This is a genomic window from Bacillus sp. 22483 (genome assembly GCF_052044605.1).
GTDB classification, from domain to species: Bacteria; Bacillota; Bacilli; order Bacillales; family Bacillaceae; genus Bacillus; species Bacillus altitudinis.
Map to the genome: position 1 here is coordinate 62,196 of NZ_JBQENU010000015.1, position 22,630 is coordinate 84,825.

25 protein-coding genes and 1 riboswitch are annotated in these 22,630 nt (G+C 41.3%); of the genes, 7 read left to right on the forward strand and 18 right to left on the reverse strand.

Annotated elements, in window-relative coordinates:
* Positions 1-41 precede the first annotated feature (41 nt).
* The 5 genes from cshA to ACTJJQ_RS17465 all read right to left on the reverse strand — a co-directional run bounded on the left by cshA (position 42) and on the right by ACTJJQ_RS17465 (position 5,412).
* Positions 42-1,532, reverse strand: a complete 1,491-nt coding sequence (gene cshA, locus ACTJJQ_RS17445) for a degradosome RNA helicase CshA (protein ID WP_041507152.1) — start codon at positions 1,530-1,532, stop codon at positions 42-44.
* 166 nt (positions 1,533-1,698) lie between these two features.
* Positions 1,699-2,037: a hypothetical protein gene (locus ACTJJQ_RS17450; RefSeq protein ID WP_017358401.1), complete on the reverse strand. Its 339-nt coding sequence runs from the start codon at positions 2,035-2,037 to the stop codon at positions 1,699-1,701.
* Positions 2,038-2,164: 127 nt separating this feature from the next.
* Entirely contained in the window at positions 2,165-2,857 is a 693-nt protein-coding gene (locus ACTJJQ_RS17455) for an alpha/beta hydrolase (protein ID WP_045035109.1), read from the reverse strand.
* A gap of 26 nt (positions 2,858-2,883) precedes the next feature.
* Entirely contained in the window at positions 2,884-4,248 is a 1,365-nt protein-coding gene (locus tag ACTJJQ_RS17460) for a UDP-N-acetylmuramoyl-tripeptide--D-alanyl-D-alanine ligase (protein WP_440600445.1), read from the reverse strand.
* 81 nt (positions 4,249-4,329) lie between these two features.
* Positions 4,330-5,412, reverse strand: coding sequence for a D-alanine--D-alanine ligase (locus tag ACTJJQ_RS17465; RefSeq protein WP_019744208.1), 1,083 nt, complete (start codon positions 5,410-5,412; stop codon positions 4,330-4,332).
* A gap of 184 nt (positions 5,413-5,596) precedes the next feature.
* On the opposite strand from ACTJJQ_RS17465, the gene ACTJJQ_RS17470 reads away from it, so the two are divergent.
* Both ACTJJQ_RS17470 and fbpB read left to right on the forward strand, forming a co-directional pair.
* A complete protein-coding gene (locus ACTJJQ_RS17470) occupies positions 5,597-5,917 on the forward strand; it encodes a thioredoxin family protein (protein ID WP_008346934.1) in 321 nt (106 codons plus the stop codon).
* A 339-nt stretch (positions 5,918-6,256) separates the two neighbouring features.
* Positions 6,257-6,406, forward strand: a complete 150-nt coding sequence (gene fbpB, locus ACTJJQ_RS17475; protein ID WP_017366658.1) for a Fur-regulated basic protein FbpB — start codon at positions 6,257-6,259, stop codon at positions 6,404-6,406.
* Between the two features lie 98 nt (positions 6,407-6,504).
* Here fbpB and ACTJJQ_RS17480 read toward each other — a convergent pair whose 3' ends face one another.
* The 8 genes from ACTJJQ_RS17480 to ACTJJQ_RS17515 all read right to left on the reverse strand — a co-directional run bounded on the left by ACTJJQ_RS17480 (position 6,505) and on the right by ACTJJQ_RS17515 (position 15,196).
* Positions 6,505-6,840 carry a hypothetical protein gene (locus ACTJJQ_RS17480; protein WP_017366657.1) on the reverse strand — a complete coding sequence of 112 codons (336 nt, stop codon included), beginning with the start codon at positions 6,838-6,840 and terminating at the stop codon, positions 6,505-6,507.
* A 117-nt stretch (positions 6,841-6,957) separates the two neighbouring features.
* Entirely contained in the window at positions 6,958-7,725 is a 768-nt protein-coding gene (locus ACTJJQ_RS17485; RefSeq protein ID WP_024720482.1) for an ABC transporter permease, read from the reverse strand.
* Positions 7,703-8,629 (reverse strand): ABC transporter ATP-binding protein, encoded by a 927-nt coding sequence (locus ACTJJQ_RS17490; RefSeq protein ID WP_024720481.1) that lies wholly within the window; start codon positions 8,627-8,629, stop codon positions 7,703-7,705. Before ACTJJQ_RS17490 ends, ACTJJQ_RS17485 begins: the two co-directional genes overlap by 23 nt.
* Before the next feature lie 126 nt (positions 8,630-8,755).
* Positions 8,756-10,030, reverse strand: coding sequence for a dicarboxylate/amino acid:cation symporter (locus tag ACTJJQ_RS17495; RefSeq protein ID WP_082627000.1), 1,275 nt, complete (start codon positions 10,028-10,030; stop codon positions 8,756-8,758).
* Positions 10,031-10,074: 44 nt separating this feature from the next.
* Positions 10,075-10,208: riboswitch (cyclic di-AMP (ydaO/yuaA leader) on the reverse strand.
* 63 nt (positions 10,209-10,271) lie between these two features.
* Entirely contained in the window at positions 10,272-11,294 is a 1,023-nt protein-coding gene (locus ACTJJQ_RS17500; protein WP_007496515.1) for an AI-2E family transporter, read from the reverse strand.
* Between the two features lie 209 nt (positions 11,295-11,503).
* Positions 11,504-12,772, reverse strand: a complete 1,269-nt coding sequence (dctP, locus tag ACTJJQ_RS17505) for a C4-dicarboxylate transporter DctP (RefSeq protein ID WP_008346948.1) — start codon at positions 12,770-12,772, stop codon at positions 11,504-11,506.
* Between the two features lie 124 nt (positions 12,773-12,896).
* Entirely contained in the window at positions 12,897-13,580 is a 684-nt protein-coding gene (locus tag ACTJJQ_RS17510; RefSeq protein ID WP_046342720.1) for a response regulator, read from the reverse strand.
* Positions 13,577-15,196, reverse strand: coding sequence for an ATP-binding protein (locus tag ACTJJQ_RS17515; RefSeq protein WP_026050048.1), 1,620 nt, complete (start codon positions 15,194-15,196; stop codon positions 13,577-13,579). Before ACTJJQ_RS17515 ends, ACTJJQ_RS17510 begins: the two co-directional genes overlap by 4 nt.
* A gap of 67 nt (positions 15,197-15,263) precedes the next feature.
* Between ACTJJQ_RS17515 and ACTJJQ_RS17520 the strand changes: the two genes are divergently transcribed.
* Complete coding sequence (locus ACTJJQ_RS17520; RefSeq protein WP_073415648.1) at positions 15,264-16,361, forward strand: TRAP transporter substrate-binding protein; 1,098 nt, start codon at positions 15,264-15,266, stop codon at positions 16,359-16,361.
* 25 nt (positions 16,362-16,386) lie between these two features.
* Here ACTJJQ_RS17520 and ACTJJQ_RS17525 read toward each other — a convergent pair whose 3' ends face one another.
* Positions 16,387-17,217, reverse strand: a complete 831-nt coding sequence (locus ACTJJQ_RS17525) for an EcsC family protein (protein ID WP_252224836.1) — start codon at positions 17,215-17,217, stop codon at positions 16,387-16,389.
* A gap of 156 nt (positions 17,218-17,373) precedes the next feature.
* Here ACTJJQ_RS17525 and ACTJJQ_RS17530 point away from each other — a divergent pair, with 156 nt between their 5' ends.
* The 4 genes from ACTJJQ_RS17530 (at position 17,374) to ACTJJQ_RS17545 (ending at position 20,141) form a co-directional block, all read left to right on the forward strand.
* On the forward strand, positions 17,374-17,634 hold the full coding sequence (locus ACTJJQ_RS17530) for a GlsB/YeaQ/YmgE family stress response membrane protein (protein ID WP_003214275.1): 261 nt from the start codon (positions 17,374-17,376) through the stop codon (positions 17,632-17,634).
* A 229-nt stretch (positions 17,635-17,863) separates the two neighbouring features.
* Positions 17,864-19,141: an Nramp family divalent metal transporter gene (locus tag ACTJJQ_RS17535; RefSeq protein WP_072368454.1), complete on the forward strand. Its 1,278-nt coding sequence runs from the start codon at positions 17,864-17,866 to the stop codon at positions 19,139-19,141.
* Between the two features lie 67 nt (positions 19,142-19,208).
* Positions 19,209-19,778 (forward strand): GNAT family N-acetyltransferase, encoded by a 570-nt coding sequence (locus ACTJJQ_RS17540; protein ID WP_440600446.1) that lies wholly within the window; start codon positions 19,209-19,211, stop codon positions 19,776-19,778.
* A gap of 99 nt (positions 19,779-19,877) precedes the next feature.
* Positions 19,878-20,141, forward strand: coding sequence for a hypothetical protein (locus ACTJJQ_RS17545; protein WP_008346966.1), 264 nt, complete (start codon positions 19,878-19,880; stop codon positions 20,139-20,141).
* A gap of 40 nt (positions 20,142-20,181) precedes the next feature.
* On the opposite strand, the gene ACTJJQ_RS17550 is transcribed toward ACTJJQ_RS17545, so the two are convergent.
* The 4 genes from ACTJJQ_RS17550 to ACTJJQ_RS17565 all read right to left on the reverse strand — a co-directional run.
* On the reverse strand, positions 20,182-20,406 hold the full coding sequence (locus ACTJJQ_RS17550) for a hypothetical protein (RefSeq protein ID WP_024720475.1): 225 nt from the start codon (positions 20,404-20,406) through the stop codon (positions 20,182-20,184).
* Positions 20,407-20,478: 72 nt separating this feature from the next.
* Positions 20,479-21,198 (reverse strand): endonuclease V, encoded by a 720-nt coding sequence (locus ACTJJQ_RS17555; protein ID WP_342499359.1) that lies wholly within the window; start codon positions 21,196-21,198, stop codon positions 20,479-20,481.
* A 17-nt stretch (positions 21,199-21,215) separates the two neighbouring features.
* The gene (locus ACTJJQ_RS17560; RefSeq protein ID WP_061418008.1) at positions 21,216-21,662 is read right to left on the reverse strand and encodes a toxin-antitoxin system YwqK family antitoxin; all 447 of its coding nucleotides are present in this window, start codon (positions 21,660-21,662) and stop codon (positions 21,216-21,218) included.
* A partial coding sequence (locus tag ACTJJQ_RS17565; protein ID WP_440600447.1) for a pre-toxin TG domain-containing protein occupies positions 21,652-22,630 on the reverse strand: 979 nt, incomplete at its 5' end. The genes ACTJJQ_RS17565 and ACTJJQ_RS17560, both read right to left, overlap by 11 nt.

A 22,630-nucleotide genomic window follows, 5' to 3' on the forward strand; every position in this document is an offset into this window, starting at 1 on the left:
CTGTTAAAAAAAGCGAACCCTGCAAAGGATTCGCTTTTGAATTAGTTGTTATAAGATTTCTTTTGACGACGATCGTTAGAAGAACGATTGCGGTCATTTGAAGAACGCTTTTTATCACCGTAAGATGAACGGCTTTTTCCGCGATAGCCGCCTCCGCCGCCACCGTCTCTACGTTTTGAAGAGCTGCGGTTGTTACGATTGCGTTTTGAAACCATTGGTGCTTCATCTGTCAAACGAACAGGCGTTGCATCTGGCTCTTTTGTCATCATTTTGATGGCAGCCGCAACCACTGTAACAGAATCATGATCTTCTAATAATTCAGCAGCTGCTGTCATGTAGAAGTTTAAGTTGTTTTCACTGATGATTGTGCGCAGACGATCAATGGTTACTTGTTGTTGTCCTTCGATTGCCTCATCTAGTGTTGGTTCTTTCATACGATCCATTTTACGTTTAGTCGTTTGCTCGATCGCACGAAGCATATCTTTTTCACGTGGTGTGATGAATGTCATCGCCATACCTGTACGTCCAGCACGTCCAGTACGTCCAATACGGTGTACATAGCTTTCTGGATCTTGTGGCACGTCAAAGTTATACACGTGTGTTACGCCTGAAATATCAAGTCCACGTGCTGCAACGTCTGTTGCTACAAGCACATCGATTGAACCTTCTTTGAATTTACGAAGCGCAACCATACGTTTCGCTTGAGTCAAGTCACCATGAATTCCTTCAGCTGTATAACCTCTAAGGTTCAGTGCTTCAGTCAATTCGTCAACGCGGCGCTTTGTACGGCCGAAGACAATTGAAAGTTCAGGTGATTGAATGTCAAGAAGACGAGTCAATGTATCAAACTTTTTACGTTCATGGATATCCAAGTAGAACTGCTGGATGTTAGATACAGTCATTTCTTTCGCTTTTACTTTTACGTGTTCTGGGTTTGTCATGAAACGTTCTGCAATACGCTTAATTGGTGCAGGCATTGTCGCAGAGAATAAAAGTGTTTGGTGTTCACTTGGTACATTTGAAAGGATCGATTCAATGTCTTCGATGAAACCCATGTTTAGCATTTCGTCTGCTTCATCAAGCACGACTGTTTCAACATTTTGAAGACGCATTGTACGACGGTTAATGTGATCGAGTAAACGTCCTGGAGTCCCTACGATGATATGAGGATTTTTCTTGAGCGAACGGATTTGGCGACCGATATCTTGTCCACCGTAAATCGGAAGTACGCGCGCACGCTTGTCTTGGCCAATTTTGTATAGCTCTTCAGATACTTGAATCGCTAATTCTCTTGTTGGCGCAATGATAATCGCTTGGATATTTGGAGACGCTGGGTCGATTTTTTCTACAAGAGGAATACCAAACGCTGCAGTTTTTCCTGTTCCTGTTTGTGCTTGTCCAATGACATCTTTATTCTGAAGACCGAGAGGAATTGTTTCCGCTTGAATCGGTGTTGCTTCTTCAAATCCCATGCGGTTAATAGCTTTCATGAGACTTTCGCTTAATTGAAAATCTTGAAACGTTATAGTCAAATTATTCAAACTCCTTCTAATTGCTGTTTCAGTAATCTCGTGAATGATCATTAAAAACTGCCCTTTGTATGAAAGGACAGGTCCATTATATACAAAGCCCGAATTACCCTACATTATATCTTACCATTACACTATTTGTTTTTCAACAAGACAGAAATGGATATATCTACTGCTCGACAATGACCGATTCACCTTCACTTTGATCTCCGTCCATCCATTTCCACTTTTCAAACAGTTGAATTTTTCCGTTATCCAGCTGCTTAGGAGTGGAATGACATGAACCGCTTCTCATGCTGCCATCCTTACTTACATGGTGATATCTAAAATGAAGTGCTCCGTCTTTATTCACAGTTCCTACAAGCACGCCAGATTGAATACTGCCGCCTTGATATGTGCCCGTTAAAATATTCCCGTCCTGACGATATTGAAATATGGTTCCTTCCGATACTTCCCCATTGCTCGAATTAGACTGCGGGATAAAGGTTTTTCCGTCATATTGAAACAACCGAATCGACCACCTTTTCTTACCTATTGTAACATAGGCCTGTCACTCATTCGACAAAAATGATGCAAATTTTAACAAGTGGGATTCAATTTATATTAGTTTAGCCACATTTTAGCTTTTCTATAGATTAAATTGTTTTTTTTAGAAATTGTTCGACTTTCTCAAACAATTGCTGTGCACAAGGCTCATGACAAACGTGATGTTTACAATCAGGTAAATAGAACATTTCTTTCTGACGGGACGGGATTTTATGATAAATGAATTCTGCACTAGAAGCGGGGACGATCCCATCACTTTCACCTTGAACGATCAAGACAGGTAGATGAAGCTTTTCAAGAGAACCTTTCGTTTGCTTCACCAATTTCATAAATTCTACAGCAGCTGATAGCGGTGTACTCGTCAGCTTATGACGATATCGATCATACAATGGGTTCGTCTCAATCAAACCAGACAAGGATTCCTTCACCATCTGCCTTGTGTCTTGAATCATTTGTTTTGGGTTTACATATTTAGCAGCAGCACTTAACAGAACAAGACGGGCCACTGGATACTTCGCTGCTAAATATGAGGCAATCATCCCGCCCATAGAAAAGCCGACCAAATAAATGGTGTCACATGTTCGGTAAAGGGATAAGAGTTCTAATTCAGCGGTGGCAATCCACTCCTGATAGAGAATGCCTTTGAGCTGAAGTTCCTCCCCATGCCCCGGAAGCGTGACAGATTGTACCGTCCAATCTGTCGTCTGCTTTAAATATTCCGCAAGCGGCTCTACTTCATACGGGGCACCAGTAAAACCGTGTATACATAGACAGCCAATCACCCTGTCACCTTCTTTGCCGATCTGATTTATAGTGCAGTAATAACGTCTTCCAATCTCATGCCACGGGAAGCTTTGACCAGAACGACATCGTCAGGTCCTGCCACATCCGCTAGTTTTTTCTTCAATTCTTCTTTGTCCATATAAGAAGACACGCGGTCGTCTCCAAATGCTTTCTTCGCTCCTTCAGCAATGAATGCGCCAAGACGGCCAAACGTTAAAACATGATCAATAAACTCAGGCTTGATGTACTCCCCTACTTCAAAATGATAGGTCTCTTCTTCACTGCCCATCTCCAGCATATCTCCGAGTACGAGAATGCGGTTAGCAAAGCCATCCATATCTCCTACAAGATCAATCGCTGCTTTCATCGACGTAGGACTCGCATTATACGCATCGTTGATAACCGTGATGCCCTTATCTGTTTTAAACAGTTCGAAACGCATGCCTGTCAATTTCGTTTGCATTAGCCCTTGGGCAATTTGTCTTTCATTCAGACCGAAATGCTGGCTGATTGCAATAGCTGCAAGAGCATTCTTTACATTGTGTTTCCCTAATACAGGAATGAGAAACCCTTGAGCATATCCCTCCACTTGAAATTCAGTGCCTTCAGCGAGTTGGTGGATGTGAATCACCTTGATATCACAGTCCTCTGATTCTCCAAACATTTTTACGCTGCGTGCCAGGGCATTTGCTCTTTGGCGGAGTAAAGGCTCGTCTCCTAAATAATAAAAAGTCCCATCCTCTTTTAACCCTTTTGTGATCTCACATTTTGCATCTGCAATGGCTTCTCTTGATCCTAAATCCTGCATATGAGATTCTCCAATATTGGTGATGACAGCTGCATCAGGTTCAGCGAGTTTAGATAAAAATTCGATTTCCCCTTTTGCACTCATGCCCATCTCTAGTACAGCAATCTCGGTTCCTTCTGGCATCGCAAGGATGGTCAGTGGAAGTCCAATGTGATTATTAAAGTTGCCATCCGTTTTGTGGACTCTGTATGTCGTTTGTAAGACTGAATGGATCATATCTTTCGTCGTTGTTTTGCCATTACTTCCAGTAATACCGACAACTCGAGGATTTTCCTCTTTTAAGTATGATTTTGCAAGCTGTTGGAGTGCTGTCAAAGTATCCTCTACAAGTATGACAGGTACATCGAACGGTGGATTCGCTTCTGTTTGATTCCAAAGAACCGCTGCCGCTCCAAGCTCCACTGCTTTTGAAGCAAAAGTGTGACCGTTAAAATGTTCCCCAATAAGCGGGATAAATAGTGCGCCTTTTGATACTTTTCGTGTATCTGTTGTCACTCCGTGTATCTGTTCTTCGCCAAAAGCTTCATTCGATAATGTGCCACCAGCCATTTGGGCGACTTGTTTCACTGTACGTTTGATCATGTTTTTTCGCCTCTCTTTCTCATTTCACGTTTGAAGGAAAAGAGACACTACCTGTAGGATAGTGTCTGCTTGCTTCTTACATTAAAAAGTGGTTTTAATGGTTTGTTTTTCTTGATGGCGTTCAATTGCAAGTGACACCAGCTTCTCAATCAGCTCAGGATACTCTACACCAGTATGTTTCCAAAGCAGCGGGAACATACTAAAAGGTGTGAACCCTGGCATTGTATTCACTTCATTGATCAGCACTTCGCCTTCTTCTGTTAGGAAGAAATCTGCACGTACGAGGCCAGATCCATCAATGGCTTTAAATGCCTTAATCGCCATATCGTGAATCGTCTTGTACTCTTCCTCTGACACACTCGCAGGAATGATCAAATCTGTATCGCCATCTTCATATTTTGCTTTGTAGTCATAAAAATCTGTTTTAGGTGCAATTTCACCAACGACTGAGCATTTCGGCTCGTCATTTCCTAATACACCAATTTCAATTTCTCGTCCTACAACGCCTTCTTCCACAACAACACGACGATCATATTGGAAAGCCAAATCAAATGCTGTTTGCAGCTCTTCTTTACTGCGGCATTTACTAATTCCGACACTTGATCCCATGTTGGCAGGTTTCACAAAACAAGGATACCCGAGAACTGCTTCTACCTGTTCTAGACTGTCTGATATGGCTTTCTCATAATCCTTTTTATTGAAGGAAAGATGCTTTGCCTGCGCAAGCCCAGCTTGAGCAAACACATCTTTCATCATGACTTTATCCATACCCGCAGCAGACGCGAGAACGCCGTTACCGACATACGGGATATTCAATAGTTCAAGTAACCCTTGCATGGTCCCATCTTCACCATTTGGCCCATGTAGCAATGGAAAGACGACATCAATCTTTTCATCAGCTGATGCAGGCTGTGGAAACATGCTTTCATTTAAAGAAGTTGGTAAAAACGTCTTTGCATTTTGTTCAAATTGAAGCATTTTGACGTTTGATACTGGTTCAGTGAGTTTTTCTCCTCTTAGCCATTCGCCCTCTTCTGTAATATAAATTGGATGTATATCGAACTTCTCAGTGTTAAGTGCTTTTGTAACTGCAAGGGCTGTTTGCAGTGATACATTATGTTCGGCTGACTTTCCGCCGTAAACCAATCCTAAACTTATTTTCAATGGATACTCCCCCCACTAAAATTCATCTTTACTATCTTATCACTTTCAAGCAAAAATGCTCTAATTAATTTTTGTTGTTACGGAATTGAAATGATTTGTAAAGGTTGTAAGCGCCCCCCGAGCATTTGTATGTCATTCGCCTTTATTTTATATTAAAATGACATTGAAAAGGAGTTGTGACAAATTGAAAAAAATTACAAGCACTGAACAATTCAACGAAATCATTCAATCAGACAAAGAGGTCATCGTTAAATTCTTTGCGACATGGTGCCCTGATTGCACTAGAATGGACATGTTCATTCCAGACATCTTAGAGGCTTATGCTCAGAATGAATGGTTTGAAATAAACAAAGACGACTTTCCTGAGTTAGCGGAAACGTATCAGGTCATGGGAATTCCTAGCCTGTTAATTTTCAAAAATGGCGAAAAAACAGGTCATTTACACAGTGCCAACGCTAAATCACCTGAAGAAGTAACAGAGTTTCTTCAAGAACACGTTTCATAACTCATTTGAATGGAGACATCAGCCAACTCATGCTGGTGTCTTTTTTTATATCCTTTTAAATCAAATCTCTTCATAAGACGAGATGTGCGGCTAAAATGTTTCAACATCGACAGGAATGTTTGATCTGATTTCATGACAAGGTTTGACAGCGGATTATTTCCTGGGAAAGAATTCATCGTCGATATGGATGGGAATATGTCGGTTACGTGAATTTTCTGAATTGAATCTTTACTTATGACATTCTGCTTTGTATAATGGAGTTGCTAATTGAAAATGATTATCAATTTCATCTGTGTGAAATCTTATAGAGTCCATTCTACCAAAGGAGCGTTGAGTTACATGTCTAAGAAGAAAATCAAAACGTATCAGCAATTGATTGAAGAAAACAAGGAAGCGATCATGCGAGACCCTAAGATGATGGAAAGTATATACGCAACCATCGACAAAAAGCACCAGAAGCAGCTTGCCGCTGCTGGACGTGAATCATAAACACAAGAAGAGCAGTCAAACAGATGGCTGCTTTTTTATTTGCCTGAAGAAAAGAAAAAGCCGATAAAATCTATTCTTCGATTTTATCGGCTTTTGTTTTAATGTGATTTCGCTACACGGTCTTGTTTCATTCCTAAATAGATGAGCATATATGTTAGATAACCCATTGTCATCGTTAAACCACCGAAGAAGAATTGTGAAAACACGGGTTCTTCAAATGTCGTAACGGCAGCAAGAACGATCCAGCTCGCATATAAATAGACCATGAACCATTTCATGTTTCTTTTAAGTGTATACAGAAAGAAAAGACCCGCTAATGAAAAGATCCCTAGCGCTAGTCTGAAATAAACAAGATGATCAAACTGGAAGGCAAAAGACACAAACGAAAACGACAACAGCAGCAAAATAGGTAAAGCCGTAATAAAATTTTTCACGATAGTGCCACCTCCATGACTCTGTCTTATTATAAGACAAAATCAGCCGGTTATCGTGAAATACAGACTCGTTTTCACAAAGATGTCACGAATTTTTCTTGTTATTTGACACAATTTTTACACATTTACATCACGCTTCCAAAAAAGGAGCCAAGCAGCACCAACAAAGAAAACGAAATGCGCCCCTACAATGAATAGCGAAAACAGAGGGCTCATGCCCTGAAAGAGCGGCGGACCTTGAAAACTGTATTGTGTGAAGTCCGTATTAGCGAAAAGTAGAATTTTCCCCCACTGATTTTCTAACAGAGACATGATCGACACTAATGATTTCGCCGCGTATAAGACGAAAAATGAAGTCACAAGTGCAATCAGACTGTTTCTAAACAAACTTGAGCACAGAAAAGCAAAGCTTGCCATCATGACCACTTCCACCCACTGTGATCCAATCACAGCAAATGTGTGCAGAAATAACCGCCCAGTGCTTTCATCAAAATCAGTACCAAAGAAAATAAGGCCAAAAAGAAAAGCGAACACATAATAAAAAACAAACAGGTAAAGGACCATCAGCACAAGAGTGATGTATTTTGACAAGAAAATATGAAGCCTTGTCTTCGGCCGAATCAACAAGAACTTGATGGTTCTTTTTTGAAACTCTGTTGAGATCAATGTGGCGCCAATCACGACAGCGAACACTTGTAAAATAAACACAACATTCGTGGAATAAGCAAAATAGTTCGCGACTGTATCTTGCCCGCCAAGCCCGGAAATGACTCGTTTTAATGCTAGTGCCATCGTCAATTGAAAGACAACAATCAGTCCAAGTGCAATGAATGTGATCTTTTGTCTCGTGATTTTTTTATGTTCATTCTTGATGAGTTGAAGCATCTGCCGTCCCGCCTTCCGTCCATTTCATAAAGGCCTCTTCAATTGATTGTTTTTGAGGCGTCATTTCAAGTACATCAAATTCTGCTAAGACAAGCTGTTTATTCAGCTCCGGCACACGGTCTTTTTTCAGTTGAACCAGCACATGCTGCTCCCTTTGTTCATATGTATATCCTTGCGTCTCTAGCCATGAAACTGCCTTTTCTACTGGCTGAATATTCATCAGCACCTGCTCTTTTCCTTCCATGTCGCGAAGGTTTGTATTGGCTTTGATCTGTCCTTTTTGGATGATGATCATGCGGTCACAAAGCTCTTCTACTTCATGCAAAAGATGTGTAGCAAATAACACAGAGACACCTTCTTCTTGTACAAGCATTTGCAAGTGCTCTCGAAACTCCTTCATTCCTGCGGGATCAAGCCCATTTGTTGGTTCATCTAAAATGAGCAGATTGGGCTTATGCAAAATGGCTTGTGCAATTCCGAGCCTTTGTTTCATCCCTAGTGAATACGTTTTGACCTTCTGGTGAATGGCGTGCTCCAGACGAACTCTTTTTACCACTTCAAAAATGCGCTCTTCTGAAACTCCATCATGCATAGACGCATACAGCTCAAGGTTTTCAAAACCTGTTAAATATGAATAAAATTCCGGATTTTCTATGATCGCCCCAACAGATGACATCGCCTTTAGATGATCATCATCTTGAGAATATCCATTAATGATGATCCGGCCGTTGTTTTTTTTCATCAAGCCAACAATCAATCGAATCAAGGTCGTTTTTCCAGACCCATTTGGTCCAAGTAAACCGACAATTTCCCCTTGCCTAATGTCCATCGAAATATGTTGCAAAATTTGATGCCGGCCAATTTGTTTATCGACGTTCTCTATGTGTAGAACAGCAGACTGCAAAGTGGTTCCTCCTTCTGATGTAAAACCTATGGCGGCAGTTACGGCCGCTCATCCTGTAAAAAGTATATCACGCTAGACAAGCCGTTCCACGAAAAAAAGGGCTGATCCAGTCAGCCCTTCTTGTTGTTACAGTGATAAATTAGGTGTTGGTGCTTCCTTCTCATGTTTCTTCTCGGTTTCAGAAACAATCACCGCACATGCTGCGTCACCTGTAATATTGACCACGGTTCTAGCCATGTCTAATAAGCGGTCTATGCCAAGGATCAGCGCAATGCCCTCAACTGGAAGATTCACGGAATTTAAAACCATGGCTAGCATGATGAGCCCTACCCCTGGGACACCTGCTGTGCCAATACTTGCTAGTACTGCCGTTAAGACAACTGTCAGCATTTGAACAAGGGTTAATTCAACTCCATACACTTGTGCGATAAAAATAGTCGCAACCCCTTGCATGATCGCTGTACCATCCATATTAATGGTCGCACCTAGCGGCTGCACAAAGCTTGAAATAGGTTCTGGCACCTTTAAGCGCTTTTGAGCTGTTTCCATCGATACTGGCAGCACTGCGTTACTGCTTGATGTACTAAATGCCACAACCATCGCTGGAGAAAATCCTTTGAAGAATGCCATTGGATTTCGTTTAGCTAATAGGGCAACGGTTGACCCATAGGTCAGGAAGAAATGCAAGATCAGCGCAATTAAGACGACTGAGAAGTAAAGTCCCATCGCTTTCATAGCATCGAGCCCCTGACTGCCAATCGCCGTTGCGATCAAACCGAATGTCCCGTACGGTGCGAATTTCATCACAACACCGACAAGATACATCATTAATTCATTTCCTTGTTCAAACAGCTTCAGCAAACCTTCTGTTTTTTTACCGAGCAAGGCAATGCCAAGACCCAAAAATACACAGAAGACGATAATTTGAAGCATATTTCCTTCAACTAGAGATTGGACTGGATTGGTTGGAATAATATTGAGTAGTGTGTCTGCCATTGATGGGGCTTCCTTAGCGGAATATTCTGCCGCTTTCGTATCAAAATTGCCAAATGCGCCTGGCTTAATAAGTAAGGCCAATGAAATGCCAATAATGATGGCAAAAGTCGTAGTGAGTAGAAAGTAAGTAATGGTTTTTACGCCGATTCTGCCAAGTTTTTTCGGATCGCCAAGGCCTGCTACACCAAGTGTGATCGAAAAGAAGACAATCGGTACAACTAACATTTTAATCAGGTTTAAGAAGATTTGACCTAGAGGTGTAAATAGATAAGGGTCTAACACTTTGAATACATTTGGAGCAAAAATGTTGAGCAGTAGTCCTGTGATTGCACCTACAATTAAAGCAATAATAATTTTCGTCGCAAGCTTCAATAAAATCTCCCCTTCCTCGTCAAAAAGGCCCACGAGAGAGTCTTCTCGTGGGCCTGCGTGTCCATACGTGTACCACTGTCTACTCTCTTCACGCTGATGAGGTTAGCTGACGGGTTAGGACGAAGAGATGTCCTTTTTTCTTAAATAAGAAAAATTCACCCCAAAAACTTGGGTCCCCCATTCCTTTAGAAGGATTAAGCGTGTGGTAATATGATATTTTCATACTATTTATACCTTATTTTTAGAAAATTGTAAACAGGTTCATATGAACTTTTTAATTACTTTCTTCCTTATTTGTGACCTCCAAGATATCTAAGATAAACACAAAGATTGGGATGCCGATAATTAGTCCCCAAATGCCAATATAGTGTTCAGAAAAGATCAGGACAATAAACGTGAAGAAAATAGGGAGCTCTGTTTTAGCTGACATGAGCTTCGGATTTAAGAAGTAGGCTTCAATGGCATGGATGATCACGATCACCAGCACAATATATAGGACGTACATTCCGCCTCCAAGTGTATACGCAATGATGCTGAGTGGAACGAGGGAGATGACCACACCCGCTACCGGAATTAAACCTAACAAGAAGACCATGACCGCTAATCCAAATAATTGCGGGAAGCCCATAATGCCAAGCGCAATTGTCGTTAAGACACAGTTAACTGTTGCAATGATGAACTGTGCTTCAAGTACCTTACCAAATGTTCTGGAAAACTTACGTCCAAAGAAGGCAATTTCATGATAGAACACGGAGATTTTACTCGTTTTGAACTTATTCATGAATTGAATGAGGCGTTCCTTTTCGAACAGGAAGAACATGCTTAATATTAAGGACATAATGACCTGGATACTGAACGTGCTGAAATCTGTTAAGTATGTATAGAGGAAATTAAACCCTTTCTCGAAGAAAGAAGATATTTTGAAATCTCCGAACACATTGGTGACGACGTCAAAGAAGGGTAAATCTTGTGGATGATCTGCAATCTTTTTCCCTAAATGAAATAACTGTTCCACCTGTTTAGCAATGATGGGCACAAACACAAAGCCGCCAAACGTCAATCCACCAGCCAGAAGGATGTACAAAATGGTGATGACTGATTTCTGTCCTATTTTCAGGAAGCGATTTAAAAAGCCTCTTATGACCTCTTCTAACCGATTCATTAAAAAGGTGAAAATGAAGGTCAAAAGGATTAAATTCATCATTCCTCTTAATAGATATAATGCTGTGGCTAATACTACAAATACTGAAAACCTCTTGACACCAGGTTTTTCGAACAATTTAAAAAATGCCGCCATACGTTACACACCTGCCAGGACTAAAGTCTATTTTTCGTTGGATCTCATATTCATTATATCGGATCTTTCTGTAAATTATATAACAAAAGGTCAATGAGGTCTTACGATTCGTCCTAAATTTATCAAGCTTTTATGTTTTTTCTTTTTTACACAAGAAAAAACCGAACCCCATGTAGAACATAAGGTTTCGGTTTTTGGATGTTTTTATACTAAACAGCCTGCTTGATATTTCGCATTTCCTGTAGCGCTGTTTTACTCTTCGCTTCGTCAAATTCCCCTTCACTTTTCGCTACAACAATTGTAGCAATTCCATTTCCAATCAGGTTCGTAATCGCTCTTCCTTCACTCATGAAACGGTCGACCCCTAATAGCAGTGCAAGACCTTCTAGCGGGATAACCTGAAGTGCAGCAAGTGTAGAAGCCAGCACGATAAATCCGCTTCCTGTGACTCCAGCTGCTCCCTTTGATGTGAGCATCAGAACAAGGATGATCGTGATTTGCTGTCCGATGGATAGGTCCACCCCAAACACTTGCGCTAAGAAGACCACGGCCATGGACAAGTAGATTGAGGTTCCATCTAAGTTAAAGGAATAGCCTGTCGGGATGACAAGTCCAACAACCGACTTAGAGCACCCGTAGCGTTCCATTTTATCCATCATTCTTGGCAGGACAGATTCTGAAGAACTTGTGCCAAGAACAATTAAAATTTCATCCTTGATAAAACGGAGATAACCGAACAGGCTGAAGCCATACATTTTACAAATGATGTTCAGCACGACGAAAATAAACAAGAACATCGTCATATAAACGGAAAGCATTAGACTAGCCAGTGGTTTAATTGAAGCTAAACCGAAGTGTCCGATTGTATAAGCCATTGCTCCAAATGCCCCTAATGGCGCGGCACGCATGATGTAACCAATGATTTTAAAGAAGACAAGCGACAGCTTATCAAGCCATTCGATGATGCCTTTCCCCTTCTCGCCAAGTGCAGCGAGCGCAACACCGAATAAAATAGAGAAGAATAAGACCTGTAAAATATCTCCCTTTGCAAAGGCATCTACCATGTTAGATGGCACAATGTGTGTGACAAACTCCATCCAGTCGATACCCTGTCCCCCATTTTGGGTATATTGCGAGACATCCCCTTTTTCAAGCTTACTATAGTCAAGACCCGCTCCTGGCTTCATGATATTGACCACAAACAGTCCGATGACAAGCGCAAGCGTCGTCACAACTTCAAAATAGATAAAAGCTTTTCCCCCAACTTTTCCAACCTTTTTCATATCCCCCATCTTGGCAATTCCAAGAACAATGGTTAAGAAAATAATGGGTGCAATGACCATTTTCACTGCATTAATAAATGTGTCACCAAGCGGCTTCATTTCTTTCCCGACGTTTGGCCAAACCATCCCAACAATGATCCCGATAATGACAGCTGCAACGACCTGAAATGTCAGGTTCTTCAATAGCCTCTTCATAAAAAATCAACTCCCTCACCCTTTGATGTAAACGCTTAACTTTTATCTGTAGATAAATGATAGCGATTTCATCAAAGGCTGTGAAGCTTATGGACATATCGTACATTTTGGTCTTTTTGGTCTCTTAGTCAGAATGTACGATATATTTGTTCACAGGGCGTCCGACCCCGCCATATTGCATATCTAATTTCAGCTCGCCTTCTTTCACGAGGAAGTCTAAATAACGGCGTGCCGTGACACGTGCAATCCCAAGTGCATTGGCAACTTCCTCTGCAGACTGCGCTCCGTCTTGCAGACGCATATAGGCTTTAATTTCATTCATCGTATGCACATTCAGCCCCTTAGGAAGCCATGTCTCTTCCTGCTTAACTGCAGGCTTTCGTATGATATCATCGAGCATCTCTTGAGAAAATTCTGCTGCGGTACGAATTTTTGATTTGAACGCTTTATAGCTTTCAAGAGATTCTTTCATCCGTTCGAACTTAAATGGCTTAATGATATAATCTCGGGCACCATTTTGAAGCATGGTGCCGATCGTCTCTTTGTCCTTTGCTGCCGAAATCACAATCACATCCACCTGCATCTTTTGCTTTCTGATGTCTTGCAGTGTTTTGACGCCATCTTTTTTAGGCATATACACATCGAGCACCACAAGATCTGGGCGAATGTCTTTGATGAGCTGGATGCCCTGCTCACCATTTCCTGCTACAGCCGCAACTTGAAAGCCAGGGACACTCTTAATGAACTCTTTATTGACTTCTTGCACCATCGGGTCATCTTCAATTAATAGCACCTTAATCTGAGTCATCTGTCTCTCTCCTCTATTGTCATTGGGAATTCGATTGAGAAGGTGGTACCAATGCCGATGCTTGATGTGACTTCTACATTTCCCATTCCTTTGTCGATAATCGTTTTTACAATATACAGCCCGTAGCCTGTTCCGCCTTCTTTACCGTGAGTAAAGCCTTTGTCGAAAATATGAGGAATCATGTCCTCTTCTATTCCAGAACCATAATCTTCAATTAAGATCGCGAGGACATCCTCTGTTTGATCAATACTAATAGAAATGAGTTTTGTGTCTCTTTCTACAGTATCATACGCGGCAAAGGCGTTCTCGATCAGGTTGCCAAGCAGCTTCGTCATATCATGCTGATCCAGCCGCTCTGGAAAATCGCGCAGACTGCTATTTTCATCTACTTCAACCTTTATGCCTAGCTCCTTGCCCCTTCTTATCTTGCTCATCAATAAACCAGCAACTGCATCATGCTGTATTACACGGTGGAGAAAGTCCGTCACATGCTCCTGTTCTTCGGTCGTTTGGAACGCTAAATCGAGCGCTTGATCGGCTTTCCCCAGCTGAATTAAACCCGCAATTGTATGAAGCTTATTCATATGTTCATGATTTTGCACCCGCAGGCCATCAACAAAGTTCTTCACCCCGGTTAATTCTTCCGCCAATTTGGCCGCCTCTGTCCGGTCCTGAAAAATCGCAACCGCTCCGATGATTTTCTTTTTCATCACAATCGGAATTCGGCTGCTCATGATCCGCTTTCCGCTCATATGAATTTCTTCATTGTAGACGGGTTCTGCGCGGTCAATGATTTCTGGAAGCCTTGTATCTGACAGCACATCCCAAATATTTCGGCCCACTACATCACCTGTCACGCTGAAAATTTGCTTTGCTTTTTCATTAAAAATGGTGATCATGTGCTGGTTATCAATGGCAATGACCCCTTCATTAATTGAATGAAAAGTAGCGGTGCGTTCCTCTAGCATTCTGACAATCTCATGCGGCTCCAGCTTAAACATTTGCTGTTTAATATGACGGGCGAGCAAAAATGAACCGACAAGCCCGAAGCTGAGCGTGAGCAGAAGGATCATGAGGATATCCTGCTTCATTTCTCCTAATATATCTGCCATACTCGGCAATGTTCTTCCGACTAGTACAACCCCTGTTTGGTTAAATTTTTCATCCTTTACTGGATAAAAAGCTCTAATGGCTGTGCCAAGCTCTCCCTGTGCTTCTGAGAAATAGATATGCTCTGCAAAGGCAGGTTCTTCATCTGTCCCCTCAGAGCGCTGGCCAATCCTTGTTTTCACTGGATGTGTCAATCGCACGTGATCCATATCCATGACAACAATGTAGTCAGCATCTTGGATAATCCGAATCTCTTCAATGGCATGCTGCAACCGCGCACGCTCCTTTGTCTGATCATCCAATGCCTGCTTTACCTCATTCATCTCAGCTACTGTTCTTGCCGTGTTCATGAGCCTTTTTCGAAGTTCTCGTTCCTCTGTTTGCTGAATTCCCCCGACCAGAACAATTCCTCCGATTAAAAGGGCAAAAATGACAACGAAATATGTGAGGATGGTGAGCTTCCATCTAATAGATAATTGTTGTAATTTCAGTCGATTTCTCATCATTTTTTCACCTGTATCTTTACGAATTCTTCCTCTGTCAAGTATCCTTGACATAAGGGGGATCTGACGCATGAAGAATTTACTCGCCTATACGCTATTGCTCATCATCGGTTTTGTAACCGCTTTATACTTTGGCTTTTATCATATGATGCCTAAATCAGCGACGACCTTCGACGATGAACAGACAGGGCTGAAGGATCAGCTTGTGTTCAAATTCAGCCATGTTGTCGCAGATAATACCCCAAAAGGGCTGGCTGCAAAGAAATTTGCTGAGCTTGTTCATGAAAAATCCGACGGCAGGATCAGCATACAAATCTTTTCAAACGGGAGTCTTTATTCTGATATCGAAGAAATTAATGCACTAAAAGAGAATCAAGTTCAATTTATTGCTCCGTCTACGTCAAAGCTCGGCATGCTGTCCCCTGAATGGCTGGCACTTGATCTGCCCTTTGCCTTTTCTAACTACGATGCTGTCCAAGAAGGGTTACATGGTGCGATTGGACAGAGACTGTTCGGCACACTGCAAAAAGACGGACTAAAGGGAATGGCCTACTGGACAAATGGCTTTAAGCAAATCACATCGAATAAAGGCCCAATCAAGCAGCCTAGTGATTTAAAAAAGCAATCTCTCCGTATTATGCAAAGTGACATGATTGAAAAGCAATTCAAGCTTCTTGGTGCAAAACCCTATCAGGAATCGTTTAATTCAACGTTTCAGCTGCTAGAAACAAAAAAAGTAGACGGTGAAGAAAATACAATTTCAAATATTTATTCAAAAAAATTCTATCATATACAAGACTATATGACGATCAGTAATCACGGGTATTTAGGGTATGTCGTCTTAACAGATCAATCCTTTTTTGATCGTCAAACACCTGAGACGAAGCGAATTTTACTCGAAGCGATGGAAGAAACAACGGCATGGAACGAAAAACATGCCGAACAAATGAACAAGGATCAGCTGGAGGATATTAAACGCGAATCTCCAATTGCCATACACGAATTAACACCAGCAGAGCGGCAAAAATGGATGAAGGCACTCGATCCTTTGTATGATGAAGCAGAAAGGATCATCGGTTCCACCTTGATCAAACAAATCCGCGAGCTCCGGGCACGCTATGAATATTCTCCGATTCAAGCGTTTGAAGAAGATGCTGAGGCCAAATAAAAAATCCCTTTAGAGAGGGATTTTTTTATGCGCCGGAGTCACGCTGTTCTTGCTGAGCGAGCTCCTCTAATCTTGATAATATTCTGCGCTTTCGATATTGCATGATGCCTGTTTCAGCTATTCCTTTTAACTGTGAGCGGTTGGACGCTGCACCAAACAAAATCCCCGCAATTGGAACAAGTTGAAACAGCTTCTTCCAACCAAACGAATCACGGTAGTTATATACGACCTCACGCCATCCTTGAATTTGAGAGATCATGTTTTCGTGCTTCCCTTCTGATGCATGATAGCTCTTCAGCTCTTTTAATATTGATTTTTTCCCAACAACGTCAGCAGAATTCAGCTGTAAACATTTAATGATAAAGACTCGTTCTTCTTTATTTTTCGGATCATAGCCATAGGTGACGGCGATATCCTGTAATGTTTTTAAAGAGAGACCGAGGACAGCCGGAATATCTGCCGCTAATGTAAACAAACCTCCGACACCTGTTGTCGCACCTTGCACAGTGGCGAGGTTTGTTCGATTTTTCCCCATCTGATCACTAATGGCATCCATGACCTCGATCGGAGCCGCCTCAATATCTTCAATACGCTGAATCGATTCATCGGCACATTTCTTTTGAAATTGATGAATAATGCCTTTCTCTGACGTCAAATAGACACCGCCTGATTGAATGTAGTGCCCCATCTCATCTAATAACACACCGATTTTCTTTTGAATAAAGGCAGGGGTCAGCTTGTCCAGCATTTGAAATGGAAGCCGGCTGAGTTTCTCCCAAAACCATACCTTTTGCTGGTCTTTCTCCCACTTTTCAATCTCTTTTAATTGTGCTTTTAGCCACTCTCTTTCCTCCATGCCATTTGCCTCCTTAGATGCCGTTCAAGTATATGTCTGTTATTATACACAATCCTTGTCCATCATACGTATCGAACATTGAAGCGGTTCCGAAAGGTTTTAATTCCTTTTAAAACGGTTATTGCTTAGTAAACAAACAAAAGAGGAGTGATCAACATGTTAGGATTTTTGATTTCATTAGTTGTGGCGATTGTCATTGGTCTCATTGGGAGTGCACTCGCTGGAGGCAGTGTACCAGGAGGCTGGATCGGTTCAATGATTGCCGGGCTTGCAGGTGCTTGGATTGGTCATGGATTACTTGGAACGTGGGGTCCTAGTCTGGCAGGATTTGCGATCATTCCAGCGATCTTAGGAGCAGCCATTTTTGTCATTATTTTAAGCTTGATCTTCCGCAGCGTTGGATCAAGGGTTTCTTAAAAAACGATACAAAAGAAGAGGAAGCAGAGGATGCACCGCCTAAGATAAGAGGCGGTGCTTTTTATGTTTTGATTGACAAGGTATCTATTTTTTTCACTTACATATGATAAACAAACCTATTAGTTCAGATAGTTGACTTTTCATGAAGATGGGCATATGATGATTAAAAATTGCATCGAGGAAACTTTTTGTGCCAAAGCAAAACTTTGTAGAATCTAGGTGATGACATATGACAAACAAATACATCGAGGCACAAGCCCACATGTCAGTGGCAGCGGAGCGTGCACTTGAAGGAAAGGTGAAGGGTTTTAGAAGGCTCCTTCCTTTTCTCGGGCCTGCTTTTATCGCAGCCATTGCCTATATTGATCCAGGAAACTTTGCGACCAACATTGCGGCTGGCTCGAAATATGGCTACCTTCTGTTATGGGTCATTCTCATATCCAATCTCATGGCCTTACTCATCCAGTCTTTGTCTGCAAAGCTTGGAATCGCAACAGGGAAAAATTTACCTGAAATTGCTCGAGAAGAGTTTCCAAAACCAGTCTCGATCGGTTTATGGATTCAGGGCGAACTCGTCATTATCGCCACAGATTTAGCCGAATTTATCGGGGCTGCCCTTGGTTTATACTTACTCTTTCGTATCCCGCTGCTTGAAGCATCGATTATTGCAGCGATCGGTTCTTTTGCCATTTTAGAACTCCAAAGACGAGGTTATCGAGCGTTAGAAGCAGGAATTACCGGCATGCTGTTTGTTGTCGTGATTGCTTTCGCTGTACAAACCTTTGTCGCCAAACCTGATCTTGCAAGTGTCGCCGGTGGACTGTTCATTCCAAGGTTTGAAGGGACAGACAGCGTACTGCTTGCCGCTGGTATTTTAGGCGCTACGGTGATGCCGCATGCGATCTATCTCCATTCAGCCTTAACGCAAAGAAGAGTCGTCGGCAGAACGGAAAAAGAGAAAAAGCTGATTTTTCGTTTTGAGTTTTTAGACATCCTCATTGCGATGATCGTTGCTGGCGCCATCAATGCCAGCATGTTGATTGTAGCAGCTGCTTTATTTTTTAAAAATGGTCTTTTTGTTGAGGATTTAGATGTAGCATTTCAGCATTTTGGCACTCTCGCAGGTCCTGTATCAGCGATCTTATTTGGTGTAGGTCTGCTTGTAGCCGGACTTTCCAGTTCTTCTGTCGGTACACTGTCAGGCGATATTATCATGCAAGGTTTTATTCAGTACCGAATTCCGCTGTATGTCCGCCGGCTTATTACCATCATTCCCCCTATTGCGATCATTGCATCTGGGGTCAATCCGACATCTGCGCTTGTGATGAGTCAAGTGGTCTTATCCTTTGGCATTGCGTTTGCTTTAATTCCGCTCATTTTGTTTACAAGTAAAAAACGAATTATGGGCGATTTGACGAATGCTCGCTGGGTGACAGGAATATCTTGGGTGATAGCAGCTCTTGTTGTCGCACTTAATCTGTTTTTAATTGTGGATACGTTTATGTAAAAGACAGTGATCATGCTGTCTTTTATATCGGGTTGTGGTAGAATTTCCCTTGAAAGGATGTGATCACATGTTTTTTTATCAGGATCAAGATCTATCCATGCGGCTACTTGAACCAAGAGACGCGAGAAGTCTGTATCTGCTCATCCAACGCTCAAGAGAGCACTTACGTGAATGGATGCTATGGGTCGATTCGACGCAGACAGAAGAAGATAGCATGGCGTTTATTCAAGGTGCCATGCAACAAACTTTGCAAAACAATGGTTTTCAGGCTGGAATCTGGTCACATGGAGAACTCGTTGGTATCATTGGCACCCACCAAATTCATTGGATTAATCGGACGGTTTCCATTGGCTATTGGCTCGGGGAAGGCTATCAAGGAAAAGGCATCATGACAAAAGCATGCAAAGCGGTCATTCACTATTTATTTGAAGAGTGCGGTCTGCACCGCATTGAAATCAGGGCCGCTGTTGATAATCAAAAAAGCAGACGCATCGCAGAGCGTTTATCTTTTTCACTTGAAGGCATATTAAGACAATGTGAATGGCTGGGCGACCACTTTGCCGATCACTGTGTGTACGCACTTTTACAGCCTGAATATATGAAACAAAAAACGAGTTCGATCAATCAGCCCACTTAATTGTGTCGATTGCATGAACTATTTTACAAAGTGAAGCTTTGTAGTATCCGTTGTGATTGGCATCTGATAAAATAGAAGGAAAAAATCGAGGTATGATGTATGTCTCTTATTATTTTATTTTACTTATGGATTGTCCCTTTATTATTTGGCATTTTCTTCTCATTCCTAACAAAGAAAGCCACATACAAACGCCGCTTTGTCCCATCATATAGCATGGCAGGACTCAGCATCGTGTTTCTCATTCTGGCACTCGTCTTTTCAGCCAGTCATTTTCTATTCATTTGCGGTATGTTCCTATTCGCCACTACACTTGTCGGCACAGGCATCCCGTTATTTTTAGCCTTTACCAAAACACCTTCATAAACAAAACCACCTTTTCGCGATGGAAAGGTGGTTTCTTTTTTTACTGCTGAGGCATTCGATAGGTCATCGTACCATTTGGGTTTTTTTCAATTACTTTCACAATGTCTTGAAGGATCTCTGACGCTCGATCGCTTGAGTCATACTTGCCGAGCGTCTTGACCCAAGAATCACTGCCTGCGATAAACCCTTCAATCTTTTTACCGGTTACTGTGACTTCGTGAACATTGACGAAACTTTGTTCGTTTTGTGTGAAAATCCATAGCATGGTTTATTCCCCTTTTTTTGTGGTGATTGGGTTTCGATAGTGTCATTTTCTAAATCTTAAAAAATGAGCACTTCACATTTCACCCTTTTTTGTTAATAACTCATTTCGAATAATGCGTGTCTCGATATCTGCATATCTTACAGGTATCGGCAGTCGACTATTTTTATCAATAAGTTTCATCACAATTTTTGTAGTTGTATCTAAATCAATCCAGTTACCACATGAAATAAAAATGGGCTTAACATTCATTCTGGTTCGAAGTACTCGACCATAAATTTCATCATCTATAATAATATCTGTGTATGCATTCTCTTTATTTTGGGGTAGGGTATAATCTATTCCTTTGATTTTCAAATAGCTTTTTGCTACACCAATGGTAGGCTTCTTTAAGAAAAATGATGCCTGTGTAGCAATACCCATATGTCTATCATGTAAGTAACCATTTCCATCAAACATATAGATATCTACTTGTTTCGTCAGCTTTTTTGCTGCATCTTTAATTAAAGGCAATTCACGAAAAGCAAGAAATCCGGATATATAAGGAACCTTTATTTCTCCATAACTATTCACTTTTTCAATTACTTGTTTTTCTGTCAAATCATATACAACTATGCAACAAACACCTTTCGATTTTCCATTTGTTTCAAAATAAGAAACATCTACCCCTGCGATAAACCGTATGTTTTCTAACTGGAAATTATTTTCCAATTTAACTTTAGGCAAGAGAGCTTTTTGTTCATTTTTAAATTTTTCTATTAAATGATCTATTTTATCATTATCCAGATTAACCATATATCACTTTATCCTTATTAATCGTTGAATTTTTCGACGTATTTTAAATCAGATTCATCAGGTTCTGCTTTTTGCTCTACAATATTTCCGTTTTCATCGTATTTTATATAAGTCATTTCTCGACCAGCAATATATTCAGATTCATACTTTCTATTTCCATTCTCAAAAAACTCGACTTGATATCCATCTGCAGCACTTTTATTCATATTACCTATTTTTTTCACATTTCCATTTGAGTAAAATTCAACACACTTTCCCTGCTTAACACCTTGCTCTACATAGAAATAACTTTCGATATTTCCATTTTCGTATTTATCATAAGCTAAGCCCGTAAATAGTTTTTCGTTACCATCCGGGGTATATTCCACTATTGCTAGTTCGTAAGGACCCCCATACTCTAAATGTTCTTCAAACTCCGTACCATTTTCTAAAATAAAATCCTTTTGTAATATATCATTTAACATTTTTAGGAACCTCCGTGATAATTTTAGATCCATCCGTAAGATAAGCACAATGTGGACATCGTGGAAACATCATCCCAGCCGGTTTCACTCTACTTTGACCGGTCCTAACTACATTCAAAATAAAATTATCTAAACTAGCACCTGGGTTTTCCTTTAAGGCCTTATTCAAGGCAATCACTTCAGCATGTGATCCCGCACCTTTTGTAAATGCATATGAATCTATAACCTCTTTTGGCATTTTATCATATTTGTTTTTTATTAAGGGATGAAAATCTGGTAACTTTCCATCATAATCATTTATTGCATAAGAATATTTCCCAGTTTGTTTATCATAAACTCCAGCAAAAGCAGGTCCCATTTTCTTCTTACTAATACCAGTATCTTTTAATTTATTTAGCTCTTTCATCGTTTCACCGCGCAAATTGATTCTTTCATTTAACTCTTTAGAACTGATTGTTCCATATTTATTTCTTAAATAATCTATACGTTTTCCACTCTCTACAGCACCCATCTTCCCATGAAATCCTTTCGCCCCAAACGGCAAAAGCATCCCCAAAGCCGCATTCATACTCGCTTCCTGCTGTTCTTTCGAGACTTTATTTCCAAACATATCTCGACCCGTAATCGCTTCGCTGAAGCCGTTGGTCGCGGTGAGTCCATATAAGCCTTTTTGTGATGTTTTCAACGCATCGAAAGACTTCTGTGATGTCTTGTAAATGTCGACTGCTCTTACTGCGGCTGACGCGGCTTGAGTCGTTTTATAGACGGCTTTTCCGCCTTTGAAAATGCGTCCTGCCCAGCCGACAATCGGGATGTATCCTGCTGCTGCCATGCCGCCTGCGGCGACTCGCTGGCCTGCGGTGAGTTCTTCACCTGTGATCGGATCGACACCTGTTGCGGCACGTTTTGCATCGTTCACGCCTGTCAGCTCATTAACGATATTCCCACCGTAATCAAGGGCTTTTTCA